Here is a 15,199-nt window from a genome sequence, read left to right as displayed (position 1 = left end):
GGACATGTGATGGATGAGTCCGAGTTTCTGGCGGGTTACGACCCGCGGATGTACCCGGCGGTCGCGGTGACCGTCGACGTGGTGGCGCTCACCATTCGCGGGGGCGGGTTGCGCGTTCTGCTCATCAGGCGGGGCGAGCAACCCCATGCGGGGCGGTGGGCGCTGCCGGGGGGGTTCATCCGGCCGGGAGAGGACCTGCCACAGGCCGCGGCGCGGGAACTGGCCGAGGAGACGGGGCTCTCGGGCCTCGGGGACCGAGTCCACATCGAGCAGCTCGCCAGCTACGGGACACCCGACCGTGATCCGCGGATGAGGGTCGTGTCGATCTCCTACCTGGCGTTCGCCCCCGACCTGCCCGATCCCCGGGCGGGCACGGACGCGGCGGACGCCGCCTGGCAGCCGGTCGACAAGCTGCCGGAGCTCGCCTTCGACCACGATCGCATCCTGGCGCACGGGCTGGAGCGGGCACGCGGCAAGCTGGAGTACACCCCGCTGGCCACCTCGTTCGCCGGTGAGACGTTCACGATCTCCGAGCTGCGCGGTGTCTACGAGACGGTCTGGGGCGTGCCACTGCACGCGGGCAACTTCCACCGCAAGATCCTTTCGGTGCCCGGTTTCGTGGAGAGCACCGGCGAGACCACCGAGAGCGGCGGGGCCAGGGGCGGCCCCCGGGCCAAGCTCTACCGGGCCGGCGACGCACGACTCCTGCACCCCGCCCTGCTACGACCCGCCAGGGAGGAACAGATCAGATGACCAGGGCCGAGGCGATCGCGCTGGTGACCGCTGCCCGTACCCCCGACGACCTGTTCGGCGGGGACTCTGCGCACCGGTCGTACCGGAGGCTGGCGAGGCTGCTCCACCCCGACCTCGCGCCGGGAGTCGAGGCCGCCGAGGCGTTCGCCAGGCTGGCGGAGCTGTGGGCGGCCCGCGGCGGGGCCCCGGGGCCGGCCGCGGAGACGGTGATCACCACCGGGCGGGGGACCTACCGGATCGGGGGCGTCTTCCGGCGGGGCGCCTCGGCCGTGCTCTACGAGAGTGGTCCGGACACGCTGCTCAAGCTCCCGCGCAGCCACGCGGACAACGACCTCATGTGCCGCGAGACGGACGCCCTGGAGACGATCGCGCGAGACGGCGACCCGCTGCTCCTGCCGTACGTGCCACGCCTGGTGGATTCGTTCCGGCACCGCCGCGACGGGGTCGAGCGGCGGGCCAACGTGATCAGCCGGGTACCCGACGGGTTCGTGAGCCTGGACGAGGTCAGGCGGCGGCGGCCGGTGCTCGACGCGAGGGACGTGGCCTGGATCTGGCGGCGGCTGCTGGTGGCCGTCGGCGCGGCCCATCGGGCGGGGGTCGTGCACGGCGCGGTGTTCGGGCACCACGTCCTCGTCCACCCGGTCGACCACGGCCTGGTGCTCGTCGACTGGAGCCAGTCGGTACCGCTCGGCACCCCGCTCACCGCCCTGGTGACCAGGCACCGCGACGACTACCCGCCGGAGGTCCTGGCCAGGAAACCCGCCACCCCCGCCACCGACATCCACCTCGCCACCCGCTCCGTGGCCGCCCTCATGGGCGACCAGGCCCCCACTCCGATCAGGCGCTTCGTCCGGGGAAGCCTGCTGAGCCCGCCCGGCGACGCGTGGCGGCTCCTGGGGGAACTCGACGACCTGCTCGACGACCTGTACGGGCCGAGGAAATACCGGCCACTGCACCTTTGAGAACGTGCCATCCCTGATCCGAGGAGATCCCCCGTGGGAAGCGGAATCTGGTCCACCGACGTCTACTCCGCCGCCGCGAGCTACCGCGCGGCCAAGGGCTCAAGCGCCTTCGCCTACAGCGACGGCGGCGCCCGCTCCACGCACCCCGACCTCGACCCGCGCGGGGTGACGCTCCGCGAGAGCCGCGACTCCGCCGAGCACCCCGACTCCCTCGCCGTGGCCGTGCTGTTCGACGTGACCGGCTCGATGGGCGGGGTGCCCCGGACCCTCCAGACCAAGCTGCCCGACCTGCTCGGCCTGCTGCTCCGCAAGGACTACGCCACCGACCCGCAGATCCTCTTCGGCGCGATCGGCGACGCCACCTGCGACCGGGCCCCGCTGCAGATCGGCCAGTTCGAATCCGACAACCGGATGGACGAGCAGCTGGGCAAGGTCCTGCTGGAGAGCGGGGGCGGCGGCCAGATGAGCGAGTCGTACGAGCTGGCGATGTACTTCATGGCCAGGCACACCTCGATCGACTGCTTCGAGAAGCGGGGGCGCAGGGGCTACCTGTTCATCATCGGCGACGAGCTTCCCTACCCCCAGGTCAAGCGGCGCGAGGTCGAGGGTGTCATCGGCGACCGGCTCCAGCGGGACATCCCGACCAGGGAGATCGTCGCCGAGCTGACCAGGGTCTACGACGTCTACTACATCCTTCCGGCGGGGACGAGCCACGCCAGGGACGGCCGGGTGCTGGCCGCCTGGCGCGAACTGCTCGGCCAGAACGTGCTGGAGCTGGACGACCTCGACGCCGTCTGCGAGACCATCGCGCTCACCGTCGGTCTCGGCGAGGACGCCATCGATCTGCGGGAGGGACTGGACGACCTCGACGAGCTCGGCTCGACCGCCGGGGCCGCCGTGGGCAGGGCCCTCGCCAAACTCGACCGCGGCACGCTCGTGGTCGCCGACGGTCTCGACCTGGGCGGCGACAGCGGCGTGACGCGGCTCTGAAGACCTCCCCGCCGTGCGGCGGCCACCGCGAAAGCGGCGGGGAGTGCCACCACGAAGGGAAACGGCCCCTGCCCGGCGGTGAGAACTCACCGCCGGGCAGGGCGCCACCACGAACAGAGGACCACATGCGCGAACACATGATCGTGACAGACCTCGGCTACGGCGACGCGGGCAAAGGCACGATCATCGACTGGCTCTGCACCCGCGAACCCATCGGGGCGGTTGTCAGGTTCAACGGGGGTGGGCAGGCCGGCCACAACGTCGTGCTGCCCGACGGACGGCACCACACGTTCGCACAGTTCGGATCGGGCACGCTCAGAGGCGTGCCCACCCACCTGTCCAGGTTCATGGTCACCGACCCGCTCTCGCTGGCCCGGGAGGCCGCCCACCTGAGCGAACTGGGCGTTCCCGACCCGTTCCGCCTGCTCACCGTGGACCGGGACGCCCTGCTCGCCACGCCGTACCACGTGGCGGCGGGGCAGGCCAGGGAGCTGGCACGCGGCGAGGACCGGCACGGGTCGTGCGGAATGGGCGTCGGCGAGACCATGGCCTACGCCCTGGAGCACCCGGAGCTCGCGCCGACCGTCGGCGACTGCGAGGCCCCGGCCCGGCTCACCCGCAAGCTGTACGCGCTCCGCGAGGCGCTCGGGGTGACCGGGCCGCCCGTCGAGGACTGCGTCGCCGCCTACCGGGCGTTCGCCGAGCGGGTGATCCTGGTCGGCTCCTCCTTCACGACCGCGCTGCTGCGCAGGCGGCCCGTGATCTTCGAGGGGGCACAGGGCGTGCTGCTCGACGAGTGGCACGGCTTCCACCCGTACACCACCTGGAGCACGACGACCTTCGCCAACGCGCTGGAGTTGCTCGACGGGGTGCCGGCCGTACGGCTGGGCGTGCTGCGGACCTACACGCCCAGGCACGGCCCGGGACCGCTGGTCACCGAGGCCGCGGCGCCGGTGCTGCCCGAGGCGCACAACGGGACCGGTCCCTGGCAGGGGCCCTTCCGCACCGGTCACTTCGACGCGGTGGCCCACCGCTACGCGCTGGCGGTCGCGGGCGGGGCCGACGCCCTCGCGCTCACCCACCTGGACGCGCCGGTCTCGCGGATGTGCGTGTCGTACGACATCGGCGAACTGCCGGTGGGCACGGCGGGTGACCTCGAAGGGCAGGCCAGGCTGACCGGGCGGCTGTCGGCGGCCCGGCCGCACTACACCGACGGTGTCGACGACTGGCCCGCGGCGGTGGCCGGGGCCCTGGGGGTTCCGGTGTGGCTGGGCTCCCGAGGACCCACCGCCGCCGACAAGGTCCTTTTCAGTGGTGTGACCGCGGCCGAAAGGGTATGACCCTTCTCGTACTCTCCCTTTACCTGGCAGGCAGCCTTACCCGGAGGAACTCATGGGTGTCGGGGTCAGCATCTTCTTTCTCACGCTTGGCGCCATCCTCCGCTTCGCCATCGACCCCACCGTCCTCGGCGAGGCCGTCCACATCGACGTGATCGGCCTGATCTTCATGATCGTCGGTGCCGTCGGGGTCGTGCTGAGCATCGTGATGGCCCCCAAGCGCGGGAACACGTCCGAGGACCGCCTGATGCACCGCGAGAACCACCCACCGGAGGTCTAGGCCCTGCCCCCTGGATCTTTTGCCTACCGCGGTCGGTCAGGCGGCGCCTCGCCGCGTTGTCGCCGGTCACCGCAGCACGCTGCGGCTCCCTCCTCCGCCCTGCGAGACACCACCTGACCGATCCTCGCCACGGCAAGATCCGCGGGGCAGGCTCTAGAGCTCGAACTGGATCGCCGCCCGCGAGGCCACGATCGGCTTGATGTGCTCGGCGATCACGGCCTGGTGCAGCGGGTGGTCCCGGTAGGCCAGGTAGTCGTCGACGCTGTCGAAGTCCGCGACGACCGCGAACTGGTGGTTGCCCGGGTTCACGCCCGCGTCCGTGCCAAGGGTGTAGGAGCGGATCTCCGTGATGGCTTCGGGCAGCTTGCCGAGCTCCGTCGCGACCCTGGCCCTCTGCTCATCGGTGGCCTCTTGTGCCCAGGTGAACAGCACGACATGCCGGAACATGATCTTCCCTTCGTTTGGGTGCCCGGCCAGCGTAAGGCCAGGCGTCATCGGAACCGGCAACGGCCCCGCGACCGCGGAGCGGGGCAGGGCGGGGGGATGTGCGACGGAGAGCCCCGGACGGGGTGTCGCGGCCCGTCCGGGACCTGAATCGCCGTCGAGAGGTGATCCGCGCTCACACCGAGCGCGGTGCGGAACGGCGGCTGATCCTTATCCGGCTGGAACGCCGCGGCACGGCTTCGAGCACGATCTTCTGGGCCGCCTCGGGAATGAAGCGGAGATCGTGGGTGATCAGGATGGTCGTGCGGCCGGCCATGAGCCTCTTGAGCGGTTCCATGATCCGTTCTGCGGTGAGCGCGTCGAGCCCCGTCATCGGCTCGTCGAGGACGAGCACCGGGGCGTCACGCAGGATGGCCCTGGCGATGGCGATCCGCTGGCGCTGCCCGCCCGACATCAGTCGCCCACGCTGCCCGATCGGCGTGTCGTACCTGTGGGGAAGCGTGTTGACGAAGTCGTGGACGTCCGCCATGACGGCGGCGCGGACGATGTCGTCCAGGTCCGCGCCGGGGCGGCCGTAGGCGATGTTGTCGCGTACGGTCCCCGAGAAGAGCAGGTTCTCCTGCTGCAGGATGGTGATGTTGTCACGGAGCGACTCGCGCGACAGATCCCGGATGTCGGTTCCGTCGAGCAGGATGCGCCCGGCGGTGGGATCGTAGAAGCGGAGCAGCAGCTTCGCGAGCGTGGACTTGCCCACCCCGCTCGGCCCGGTGCACACGACCAGTTCCCCGGGCTCGGCGACGAAGGACATGCCGCGCAACGTCGGTCTCCTCCTGTTCGGGTAGGTGAAGCCGACGTCCTGGAACTCGACGCGGCCACGGCCACGCCCCAGATGGACGGGGGCCTCGCGGTCGGTGACGGCCGGCCGGGCCCGCAGGATCTCGATGACCCGGTCGGAGCCCGCCGCCGCCTCGGAGACGGTGAGGGCGATCTGCCCCAGGCTCTGCACCGCCGGGTAGAGGTAGGCGAGGTAGGCGGCGAAGGCGAGCAGTCCGCCGATGGTGAGGCGCCCCGAGGAGATCTCCCACGCGCCGAACCCGAGGATGGCGATCAGGCAGATGGTCTCGATCACCTGCACGACGGGCCCGTACAGGGAGGACAGCCACGCCTGTGCCACGTTGGCCCGCATCCAGGTGCTCCCCTCCACGTGCAGCCGCTCGGCCTCGGTGCCCTGACGGTTGTAGGACTGGACGAGCGCCTGGTTGGACAGGCTCTCCTCGATGACGCTGTTCATGGTCCCGTTGCTGAGCCGCTCGCGCGCCGACACGGTCCTGAACCTGCCCGCGAAGACCTTGGAGACCAGCAGGAAGGCCGGGGCCAGCAGGAACGTCAGCAGTGCCAGGTCCCACCGGATGTAGAAGGCCGCACCGGCGAAGAAGACGACACTGGCGAGCGTGGTGAAGAGCTTGACCAGGCCGGAGGCGATGAGTTCCTCGATGGCCTCGATGTCGTCGGTGAGCCTGGCCATCAGGTCACCCAGGCGGCGGTTGTCGAAGAAGTCGGGCGTGAGCGTCTGGATGTGCTCGAACACCCTGTCTCGCAGCCGCAGCAGGAAGCGCTCGCCGCCCAGGGCCGTGAGGTAGGACCCCATGAAGGAGACCAGCCCCGCGACGGCCGCGAGGCCCAGCCAGGCCGCCGCGGGGAGCCAGAAGGCCCCCAGGTTCTGCTTGCTGAGCACCTCGTCGGTGATGAAGCCGAACAGGCCGATCGCGGCGACCTCGCAGACGGCCGCGACGATGGCGAGCACGCCACCGGCCACGAGCAGCCGGCGGAGGCCGCGGGTGTACGGCCAGAACTCCCGGAAGGTCCTGCGGATGGAGACCGTCGGCGCCGTGGGAGGACGACGCACCGCTGCCCTCGCCCCGTTGGGCGAGAGCGACTCTGAGAATGAGAGCCGGCGGTTCACCCGCCGGCTCTCATTTGTTTCTGCTAGCACCGGATCTGGTTACCACCACCACCCGCCGCCACACCCACATCCACAGCGGCGGCGCCGGCAGCAGCATCCACCCCAGGTCACGTACTGGCTGGACGGGAAGAGCTGCTTGAAAGTCATGGCTTCCCCCTTCGTGCTGAGCTTGTCGCGCTTACCAACCACGACACTAGCACCCATACCCAGACAAACACCCCATATCGACGCGCATTAAAGATGTTTTAACAACCAATTCAGAAATGCCGTAAAACGTATCGAGAGCAAAGCCTGACAAAAGTTTCACACGGCAGCCCGACCGCCTGCCCGAGCTGGGGATACGCACCACAAACCCTGATCCACAGGGGACAAAAGAGGCTTCCCGATTATCGCCGGGACGGCGGCCCGCACGGCGTCGCGGCGGCCGGGAGGGCCGTCCCGGAGGCCTCGCCCATTTCCCGTAACACCAATTGACAGGCCCGGCCGTCATGTTTAGCGATTCGCCTGCCGGATTTACCCGGCAGGCGAATCACCGCTCTGTCATGAAACCGGCTCCGGAATCACCGGGTCATCCCCAGGCGAGCATCCGGAGAGGGTCCTCAAGCATCGCGCCGACGTCGCGCAGGAACAGCGAGCCGATCTCCCCGTCCACCACCCGGTGGTCGAACGAGACCGCGAGCGTGCAGACCTTACGCGGCACGACCTGCCCGCCCACCACCCACGGCATATCCCTGACCTGGCCGAGGGCCAGGATCGCCGATTCGCCGGGGTTGAGGATCGGGGTGCCCGAGTCCACCCCGAAGACGCCCACGTTGGTGATCGTGATCGTGCCCCCGGCCATGTCCGCGGGCTGGGTGCGGCCCGCTCTGGCGGTCTCGGCGAGAGCGCCGAGGGCGCCGGCCAGAGCGGGGAGCGACAGCAGGTGGGCGTCCTTGACGTTGGGGACGAGCAGGCCGCGCGGGGTGGCCGCGGCGATGCCCAGGTTGACGCGGTGCTTGACCACGATCTCCTGACGCGCCTCGTCCCAGACAGAGTTGATCATCGGGTGGCGGCGGGCGGCGACGAGCACGGCCTTGGCGACCAGGAGCAGCGGCGAGACCTTGACCTCGGCGAAGTCGGGCAGCTCCCGGAGGCGCCGGACCGCGTCCATGGTCTCCGTCATGTCCACCTGGAGGAACTCCGTCACGTGCGGTGCCGTGAACGCGGAGGCCACCATGGCCTGCGCGGTCGCCTTGCGCACCCCCCTGATCGGGATCCGCTCCTCGTCCTCCGCCGCCTGCGTCACGGCCGGCGTCTGCGGCCAGGCCGTCTCCCGCGTCACGGCCGCCGACCGCGGCCTGGCCGGCGCGGCGCCGACCGCGGCCTGGACGTCGTCCCTGGTGATCGAGCCGTGCGGGCCGGTCCCGGTGAGAACGGTCAGGTCGATGCCCAGATCCCTGGCCAGCTTCCGCACCAGGGGCTTCGCCAGCACCGCGGCATTCGTAGGCGGTGCGGCCGTGCCGGCGCCGCCCTCCCGCACACCGGACGGCACCGCCTCGGGTGACCGCAACCCGGTGGCCGTACCGGCAAGGGACGCACCGGCGGGAGGCGTACCGGCAGGGGAGCCGCCGGTGGGAGAGGTGCCGGACGGCGACGGTTTGCGGGGGCGGCGCTTGGCCGCACCCGGCTTGACGCCGTAGCCCACCAACACCGGCTGCCGCACCTCGGCGGGTGGCGCGGGCACCAGGTCGGCGGCGGCGTCGGCCAGGGCCGCCGGCCGCTCCGCGACGGGAGCCCCGGGACCGGCACCGTCGTCCACCGAGATGATCGGCTTGCCGACGTCCACGGTCTCGCCCTCGTCCGCCATCAGGGCCGCCACGACGCCCTCGAACGGGCAGGGCAACTCGACGACCGCCTTGGCGGTCTCGATCTCCACGATGGTCTGGTTGACCTTGACCGGGTCTCCGACCTTCACGTGCCAGCGGACGATCTCCGCCTCGGTCAGTCCCTCTCCCACGTCGGGGAGCCTGAACTCCTTCATTTCAGCCCTCCCCTAGAACGCGAACGCGCGGTCGACGGCGTGCAGGACCCTGTCCAGATCGGGCAGGTAGTGGTCCTCAAGCCGCGAGGGCGGATAGGGAGTGGAGGGCCCTCCGACCCTCAGGACCGGGGACTGCAGGTTGTAGAAGCACTCCTCGGTGACGCGGGCGGCGATCTCCGCGCCGAAGCCGTTGTAGACGGGCGCCTCGTGCACCACGATGCAGCGCCCGGTCCTGCGCACCGACTCCGTGATCTTCGGGACGTCGAGCGGATTGAGCGAGCGCAGGTCCACGACCTCCAGGGACCGGCCGTCGTCCTCGGCCGCCTTCGCGGCCTCCAGGCAGGTCTTCACCATCGGCCCGTACGCGAGCAGGGTGGCGTCCGTGCCCTGCCGTACCACCTTGGCCTCGTCGAAGGGGGTCCAGTCCGAGGAGTCGACATCCACCTCGGCCTTCTCCCAGTAGCGCCGCTTGGGCTCGAAGAAGACGACGGGGTCCTCGCAGCGGATCGCCTGCTGGATCATGGCGTAGCCGTCGGCCGGGTTGGAGCAGGCCACGACGCGCAGGCCCGCGGTGTGCGTGAAGTACGCCTCGGGCGACTCGCTGTGGTGCTCCACCGCGCCGATGCCACCGCCGCAGGGGATCCGGACGACCACCGGCAGTCTCAGCTTGCCCAGCGAGCGCAACGGCATCTTGGCGAGCTGCGTGATGATCTGGTCGGCCGCGGGAAAGACGAATCCGTCGAACTGGATCTCGCAGACCGGGCGGTAACCCCGGAGCGCGAGGCCGATGGCCGTCCCGATGATGCCCGACTCGGCCAGCGGGGTGTCGATGACCCGCTGCTCGCCGAAGTCCTTCTGCAGGCCGTCGGTCACCCGGAACACACCGCCGAGCTTGCCCACGTCCTCCCCCATGACGAGGACCTTGGAGTCGTCCTCCATGGCCTTGCGCATGCCCTCGTTGAGCGCCTTGGCCAGCGTGAGAATGGTCATGCCTCGAACCCCTCAAGGTAGGTGGCGAACTCCGCGCGCTCGGCGTCCATCAGGGAGTGCGGCTCGGCGTAGACATGGTCGAAGATGGCCAGCGGTTCGGGGTCGGGCAGCGCGAGGCAGCGCTTGCGGACGTCCCGCCCGAGCTCGTCGGCCTCCGCGTCGATCGTGTCGAAGAAGTCCTGGTCGGCGATCTGGTTCTTGAACATGTAGGCCCTGACCCGCTCGATCGGGTCCTTGAGCTTCCATCCCTCCAACTCTGCGGCCACCCGGTAGCGGGTCGGGTCGTCGGAGGTGGTGTGGGCGCCCATCCGGTAGGTGAACGCCTCGATCAGCACGGGCCCCTGCCCCGACCTGGCCTCGGCCAGTGCCTTTCGGGTGACGGCCAGACAGGCGAAGACGTCGTTGCCGTCGACCCGGACACCGGGGAACCCGAACCCGCTGGCCCTGCGGTACAGGGGGATGCGGGTCTGCTTCTCCAGCGGCTCGGAGATGGCCCACTGGTTGTTCTGGCAGAAGAACACCACCGGCGCGTTGAACACGGAGGCCCAGATGAAGGCCTCGTTCACATCACCCTGGGAGGTGGCGCCGTCGCCGAAGTAGACGATCGAGGCGGCCTCGGCACCGTCGCGCTGGATGCCCATGGCGTAGCCGACCGCGTGCAGGGTCTGGCTGCCGATCACGATGGTGTAGAGGTGGAAGTTGTGCTCCGCGGGGTCCCACCCTCCGTGGTTGACGCCGCGGAACATGCCGAGCAGGTTCACCGGGTCGACGCCCCTGCACCAGGCCACCCCGTGCTCGCGGTAGGTCGGGAATGCCATGTCGGCCTCGGTCAGCGCCCGGCCGGAGCCGATCTGCGCGGCCTCCTGCCCGAGCAGCGATGCCCACAGACCCAGTTCGCCCTGGCGTTGCAGGGCCACGGCCTCCAGGTCGACGCGGCGGACCAGGGTCAGGTCCCGGTAGAGACCTCGGATCTCCTCGGGGGTCAGATCAATGTCGTAGTCGGGATGCTCGACCCGTTCTCCTTCCGGGGTCAGCAGTTGAATGAGCTCCGGGGGTGCTTCCGCACCACGAGAGGCGTCGGCTGTCACGTGCCACTCCTGTGTGCTAGGGGCCGTCTGGATGGGTTCGCCACCGCTGTCCGGCCGATTCGCGACGCGTTCGACCCGTCTGATGGTGGTTCGTACGCGCTTGTGGCCATCGTGGCAGAGGTCACATACGTGTGCGCAAGACCTACCTCGGCGTCCATATGCTCCCCGTTCCCCGCGCGCTCCCTTTCACCCGCCCGTTTCGTCCGCGTGGCGCGGGTCCGGCCCCCGCGCCTGAGCACGGCCGGAGCCGGTTACTCTTGAGGCGCCGAACCGTCCCCGTCGCAACCAGGAGGAACATCGTGGCGCGCGTCATCGTCGACGTCATGCTGAAGCCCGAGATTCTCGACGCGCAGGGGCAGGCGATCGCCCGCGCGCTGCCGCGGCTCGGCTTCTCCGGTGTCTCAGCGGTACGGCAGGGCAAGCGGTTCGAGGTGGAGGTCGATGGGCCCGCCGACGAGGCGGCACTTTCGGACGTCCGGAAAATGGCCGAAACCCTGCTCGCCAACACGGTGATCGAGGACTACACCGTCACTGTCGAGTCCTAGGCCGTCACTCCGCGCAGATCAACCGCCCAGATCCAGCTATATCCGGCAATATGGGCGGAGCAATCCCACGGCTTGACCACTAGTCAATAACATTACGGTTATTTTGCGGTTAGCCCGGATTCTGCAGGGAAGCCTTCACGAGGTGACGTCTGACCCCGGGAGGAAACCGGTGGACATGGAGTTCTCGCTGGCTCTGCCACGACAGGCCATCGGCATCCCGATGGTCCGCAGGGCGCTCGGCGACTCCCTGCGCTCACTCGGCGTCACCGAGGACTGCGTCTCCGACATCCTGCTCGCGGTGACCGAGGCATGCGCCAACGCCGTGCGGCACGGGGGTCCGGCCAACCGCTACGAGGTCGAGACCGCCATCGGCCACGGCCGCTGCGACGTCCGCATCATCGACCGGGGCCAGGGCCTCGTCGGAGTGCCGGAGCACTACCCGTCGGCCGACGTCGAGAACGGCAGGGGCCTGCTCATCATGCAGGCGGTGGTGGACGAGATCTCCTTCGACATCACCCCGGGCAGGGGCACCGTCGTGCACCTGCGCAAGCACCTGGACTGGGATGACGACGCCGTCTTCTCCCGCGACCGGGTGCTCGCCGCCGTATAGCCCCGCGGCCCACCGGGAATCCGGCTCTCCCCGGCCCCGTACGGGCCGGAAGACGCCCATGCCGGCTGCCCGGTTGTGTGATCCGGCACTCCGCGTATGACCGCTTGTCCGGAGCGGATAGCCTGGACGCACCGCCGCAGACCGACGTCCGATGTAAGAGACGCCGGCGCGGCGCCCGTTTGCGGAGGGGAACGTTGCCATGAGTGCTGCCCGCGTGGGCGTCGTCACTTTTCCAGGAACTCTTGACGATCAGGACGCGGCCCGCGCCGTGCGCCACGCGGGTGGCGAAGCCGTGCCGCTGTGGCACGCGGATCCCGATCTCAAGGGGGTGGACGCGGTCTTCCTGCCCGGCGGGTTCTCCTACGGGGACTACCTGCGCTGCGGGGCCATCTCCAGGTTCGCCCCGCTGATGGAGGAGCTGATCCCCGCCGCCAGAGCCGGGCTACCCGTGCTCGGCACCTGCAACGGCTTCCAGATCCTCTGCGAGGCCCACCTGCTGCCCGGGGCGCTGATGCGCAACGCCGGGCTGCACTACATCTGCCGCGACCAGGGCATCCGGGTCGAGAGCAACACCACCCCCTGGACCTCCGACTTCACCGAGGGCCAGGAGATCGTGCTGCCGATCAAGCACGGGGAGGGCCGCTACGTCGCCGACGAGGCGACCCTGGGCGCGCTGGAGGCGGGCGGCCAGGTCGTCTTCCGCTACACGGGTGGCAACCCCAACGGCTCCCTGAACGACATCGCGGGCATCCGCAACGAGGCCGGCAACATCGTCGGTCTCATGCCACACCCCGAGCACGCCGTCGAGGACCTCACCGGCGCCCCGAGCACCGACGGGCGCGCCTTCTTCTCCTCGATCCTGAAGAAGCTGGTGAACGCATGAGTCTCGACACCGTCAAGCGGGCCGAGGAGACCCCCGGCGAGCGCCAGCCGTACGCCGAGCTGGGTATGAAGGTCGAGGAGTACGAGCGGGTCCGCGAGATCCTCGGCCGCCGTCCCACCGGCTCCGAGCTGGCCATCTACAGCGTCATGTGGAGCGAGCACTGCTCCTACAAGTCGTCCAAGGTGCACCTGCGCCAGTTCGGCACCAAGGCCCCCAAGTCGGCGGCTCTGCTCGTCGGCATGGGGGAGAACGCCGGGGTCGTGGACATCGGTGACGGCTGGGCCGCCACCTTCAAGATCGAGTCGCACAACCACCCGTCCTACGTCGAGCCCCACCAGGGCGCGGCGACCGGCGTCGGCGGCATCGTCCGCGACATCATGTCGATGGGCGCCCGGCCGGTCGCGGTGATGGACGCGCTCCGCTTCGGCGGCGCCGACGCCCACGACACCCGGCGGGTGCTGCCCGGCGTGGTCGAGGGCATCAGCCACTACGGCAACTGCCTGGGCCTGCCCAACATCGGCGGCGAGGTCGTCTTCGACCCCTGCTACATCGGCAACCCGCTGGTCAACGCCCTCTGCGTGGGCCTGCTCCGCAAGGACCAGATCAAGCTCGCGGTGGCCCCCGGACCGGGCAACAAGGTGGTCCTGTTCGGCGCGCTGACCGGCCCCGACGGCATCGGCGGCGCGTCCGTGCTGGCCTCGGCCACCTTCGAGGACTCCTCGCATGCCAAGCGCCCCAGCGTCCAGGTCGGCGACCCCTTCATGGAGAAGCTGCTGATCGAGTGCTGCCTGGAGCTCTACCAGGCGGACGTGGTCGTCGGCATCCAGGACCTCGGCGCCGCCGGTGTCTCCTGCGCGACCACCGAACTCGCCGCCAAGGGCACCGGTGGCATGAACGTCAGGCTCGACCTGGTGCCGCTGCGCGATCCCTCGCTGCGGCCCGAGGAGATCCTGATGAGCGAGTCGCAGGAGCGCATGATGGCGGTCGTCACACCCGACGACATCGATGCCTTCATGGCGATCTGCGCGAAGTGGGACATCCCCGCGACCGTGATCGGCGAGGTCACCGATGGAGGCCGCCTCGTGATGACCTGGCACGGCGAGACCATCGTCGACATCCCGCCGGGCACCGCGGCCGACGAGGGCCCGGTCTACGAGCGGCCGTTCCAGGAGCCGGCCGGCCAGATCGCGCTGAACAGCGACACTCCCAAGCGCCTTGCCCGCCCCACCGACCTGCGCGCGGCGCTGCTGGAGCTCCTCGGCTCACCGAACCTGGCGTCCAAGGAGTGGGTCACCTCCCAGTACGACCGCTACGTCCGCGGCAACACCGTGCTGGCCCAGCCCGCCGACGCGGGCGTGCTGCGGATCAGCGAGGCCATGCCCGGCGCCGAGGAGACGACGCGCGGAATCGCGCTGGCCACCGACGGCAACGGCCGCTACGCCCGCCTCGACCCGTACGCGGGTGCCCAGCTCGCCCTCGCCGAGGCGTACCGGAACGTGGCCACCACCGGCGCGACGCCGCTGGCGGTGACCAACTGCCTCAACTTCGGCTCCCCCGAGGACCCCGAGGTCATGTGGCAGTTCGCCGAGGCCGTGCGCGGCCTGGCCGACGCCTGCAAGACCCTCGGCGTCCCGGTGACCGGCGGAAACGTCTCGTTCTACAACCAGACGGGATCCGTCCCGATCCACCCGACGCCGGTCGTCGGCGTGCTCGGTGTCATCGACGACGTGGCCACCCGGGTACGGTCCGGTTTCACCGGTGACGGCGACCGGATCGTGCTGCTCGGCGAGACCGAGGCGGAGTTCGGCGGCTCGGAGTGGGCGCACGTGGCCCACGGCCACCTGGGCGGCCTGCCGCCCAAGGCACGGCTGGCCTCGGAGCGCGACCTGGCTCTCGTCCTGACCACGGCCGCCTCGCGGGGACTGCTGACCGGCTCCCACGACCTGTCCGACGGCGGGCTGGCCATCGCCCTCGCCGAGGCCTGTCTCGCCCAGGGCATCGGCTGCGCGGTCTCCCTGACCGGCGACGACGCGTTCGTCGAGCTGTTCAGCGAGTCGTCGGCCCGCGCGCTGGTGACCATCAGGCCCGAGTCGTTCGACACCTTCGCGAAGCTGTGCGCGGCCCACGAGGTGCCCTGCTACGGCCTGGGCACCACCGGTGGTGACTCCCTGAACATCAAGGGCGTGCTGGACATCCCGGTCACCGAGCTCCGCCAGACCCACACGTCCACCCTGCCGGGCATCTTCGGCTGATCCTCACGCACCATGGAGGGGGTACGGCTCGCATGAGCCGTACCCCCTTTTCGTTTTCCATGCCTTGCACGGCACCCGGTCG

General features: G+C 70.0%; 14 protein-coding genes. 9 read left to right on the top strand and 5 right to left on the bottom strand.

Features of this window, described 5'->3' with window-relative positions:
• Window positions 1-9: 9 nt before the first annotated feature.
• From ABT061_RS44720 to ABT061_RS44700, 5 genes are all read left to right on the top strand, one after another.
• Entirely contained in the window at window positions 10-753 is a 744-nt protein-coding gene (locus ABT061_RS44720; RefSeq protein ID WP_350929772.1) for an NUDIX hydrolase, read from the top strand.
• Window positions 750-1,715 (top strand): lipopolysaccharide kinase InaA family protein, encoded by a 966-nt coding sequence (locus tag ABT061_RS44715; protein WP_350929771.1) that lies wholly within the window; start codon window positions 750-752, stop codon window positions 1,713-1,715. Before ABT061_RS44720 ends, ABT061_RS44715 begins: the two co-directional genes overlap by 4 nt.
• Window positions 1,716-1,748: 33 nt before the next feature.
• Window positions 1,749-2,705 (top strand): hypothetical protein, encoded by a 957-nt coding sequence (locus ABT061_RS44710; protein WP_350929770.1) that lies wholly within the window; start codon window positions 1,749-1,751, stop codon window positions 2,703-2,705.
• Window positions 2,706-2,842: 137 nt separating this feature from the next.
• A complete protein-coding gene (locus tag ABT061_RS44705) occupies window positions 2,843-4,045 on the top strand; it encodes an adenylosuccinate synthetase (RefSeq protein ID WP_350929769.1) in 1,203 nt (400 codons plus the stop codon).
• Window positions 4,046-4,097: 52 nt separating this feature from the next.
• Window positions 4,098-4,322 (top strand): DUF6458 family protein, encoded by a 225-nt coding sequence (locus ABT061_RS44700; RefSeq protein ID WP_030917415.1) that lies wholly within the window; start codon window positions 4,098-4,100, stop codon window positions 4,320-4,322.
• Window positions 4,323-4,475: 153 nt separating this feature from the next.
• Here the strand turns inward: ABT061_RS44700 and ABT061_RS44695 are convergent, their stop codons facing one another.
• From ABT061_RS44695 to pdhA, 5 genes are all read right to left on the bottom strand, one after another.
• Entirely contained in the window at window positions 4,476-4,769 is a 294-nt protein-coding gene (locus ABT061_RS44695; protein ID WP_350929768.1) for a Dabb family protein, read from the bottom strand.
• A 172-nt stretch (window positions 4,770-4,941) separates the two neighbouring features.
• The gene (locus tag ABT061_RS44690) at window positions 4,942-6,672 is read right to left on the bottom strand and encodes an ABC transporter ATP-binding protein (RefSeq protein ID WP_350929767.1); all 1,731 of its coding nucleotides are present in this window, start codon (window positions 6,670-6,672) and stop codon (window positions 4,942-4,944) included.
• Between the two features lie 625 nt (window positions 6,673-7,297).
• Window positions 7,298-8,749, bottom strand: coding sequence for a dihydrolipoamide acetyltransferase family protein (locus ABT061_RS44685; RefSeq protein ID WP_350929766.1), 1,452 nt, complete (start codon window positions 8,747-8,749; stop codon window positions 7,298-7,300).
• A 12-nt stretch (window positions 8,750-8,761) separates the two neighbouring features.
• The gene (locus ABT061_RS44680; protein WP_350929765.1) at window positions 8,762-9,739 is read right to left on the bottom strand and encodes an alpha-ketoacid dehydrogenase subunit beta; all 978 of its coding nucleotides are present in this window, start codon (window positions 9,737-9,739) and stop codon (window positions 8,762-8,764) included.
• On the bottom strand, window positions 9,736-10,827 hold the full coding sequence (gene pdhA / locus ABT061_RS44675; RefSeq protein ID WP_350929764.1) for a pyruvate dehydrogenase (acetyl-transferring) E1 component subunit alpha: 1,092 nt from the start codon (window positions 10,825-10,827) through the stop codon (window positions 9,736-9,738). Before pdhA ends, ABT061_RS44680 begins: the two co-directional genes overlap by 4 nt.
• Before the next feature lie 299 nt (window positions 10,828-11,126).
• On the opposite strand from pdhA, the gene purS reads away from it, so the two are divergent.
• The 4 genes from purS (at window position 11,127) to purL (ending at window position 15,117) form a co-directional block, all read left to right on the top strand.
• Window positions 11,127-11,372 carry a phosphoribosylformylglycinamidine synthase subunit PurS gene (gene purS / locus ABT061_RS44670; protein ID WP_350929763.1) on the top strand — a complete coding sequence of 82 codons (246 nt, stop codon included), beginning with the start codon at window positions 11,127-11,129 and terminating at the stop codon, window positions 11,370-11,372.
• A gap of 142 nt (window positions 11,373-11,514) precedes the next feature.
• The gene (locus ABT061_RS44665; protein WP_350929762.1) at window positions 11,515-11,982 is read left to right on the top strand and encodes an ATP-binding protein; all 468 of its coding nucleotides are present in this window, start codon (window positions 11,515-11,517) and stop codon (window positions 11,980-11,982) included.
• A 199-nt stretch (window positions 11,983-12,181) separates the two neighbouring features.
• Entirely contained in the window at window positions 12,182-12,865 is a 684-nt protein-coding gene (gene purQ / locus ABT061_RS44660; RefSeq protein WP_350929761.1) for a phosphoribosylformylglycinamidine synthase subunit PurQ, read from the top strand.
• Window positions 12,862-15,117: a phosphoribosylformylglycinamidine synthase subunit PurL gene (purL, locus tag ABT061_RS44655; RefSeq protein ID WP_350929760.1), complete on the top strand. Its 2,256-nt coding sequence runs from the start codon at window positions 12,862-12,864 to the stop codon at window positions 15,115-15,117. The genes purQ and purL overlap by 4 nt, the downstream gene beginning before the upstream one ends.
• Window positions 15,118-15,199: the final 82 nt, after the last annotated feature.

The organism is Streptosporangium sp. NPDC002544 (genome assembly GCF_040295965.1).
GTDB lineage: Bacteria > Actinomycetota > Actinomycetes > Streptosporangiales > Streptosporangiaceae > Streptosporangium.
This window is presented reverse-complemented; position numbering and strand designations above follow the sequence as displayed.

Excerpts from the sequence above, each read along its gene's own strand:
- ABT061_RS44720 (WP_350929772.1), top strand. The coding sequence starts at position 10 with ATGGATGAGTCCGAGTTTCTGGCGGGTTACGACCCGCGGATGTACCCG.
- ABT061_RS44715 (WP_350929771.1), top strand. The coding sequence starts at position 750 with ATGACCAGGGCCGAGGCGATCGCGCTGGTGACCGCTGCCCGTACCCCC.
- ABT061_RS44705 (WP_350929769.1), top strand. The coding sequence starts at position 2,843 with ATGATCGTGACAGACCTCGGCTACGGCGACGCGGGCAAAGGCACGATC.
- ABT061_RS44700 (WP_030917415.1), top strand. The coding sequence starts at position 4,098 with ATGGGTGTCGGGGTCAGCATCTTCTTTCTCACGCTTGGCGCCATCCTC.
- ABT061_RS44695 (WP_350929768.1), bottom strand. The coding sequence starts at position 4,769 with ATGTTCCGGCATGTCGTGCTGTTCACCTGGGCACAAGAGGCCACCGAT.
- ABT061_RS44685 (WP_350929766.1), bottom strand. The coding sequence starts at position 8,749 with ATGAAGGAGTTCAGGCTCCCCGACGTGGGAGAGGGACTGACCGAGGCG.
- ABT061_RS44680 (WP_350929765.1), bottom strand. The coding sequence starts at position 9,739 with ATGACCATTCTCACGCTGGCCAAGGCGCTCAACGAGGGCATGCGCAAG.
- purQ (WP_350929761.1), top strand. The coding sequence starts at position 12,182 with ATGAGTGCTGCCCGCGTGGGCGTCGTCACTTTTCCAGGAACTCTTGAC.
- purL (WP_350929760.1), top strand. The coding sequence starts at position 12,862 with ATGAGTCTCGACACCGTCAAGCGGGCCGAGGAGACCCCCGGCGAGCGC.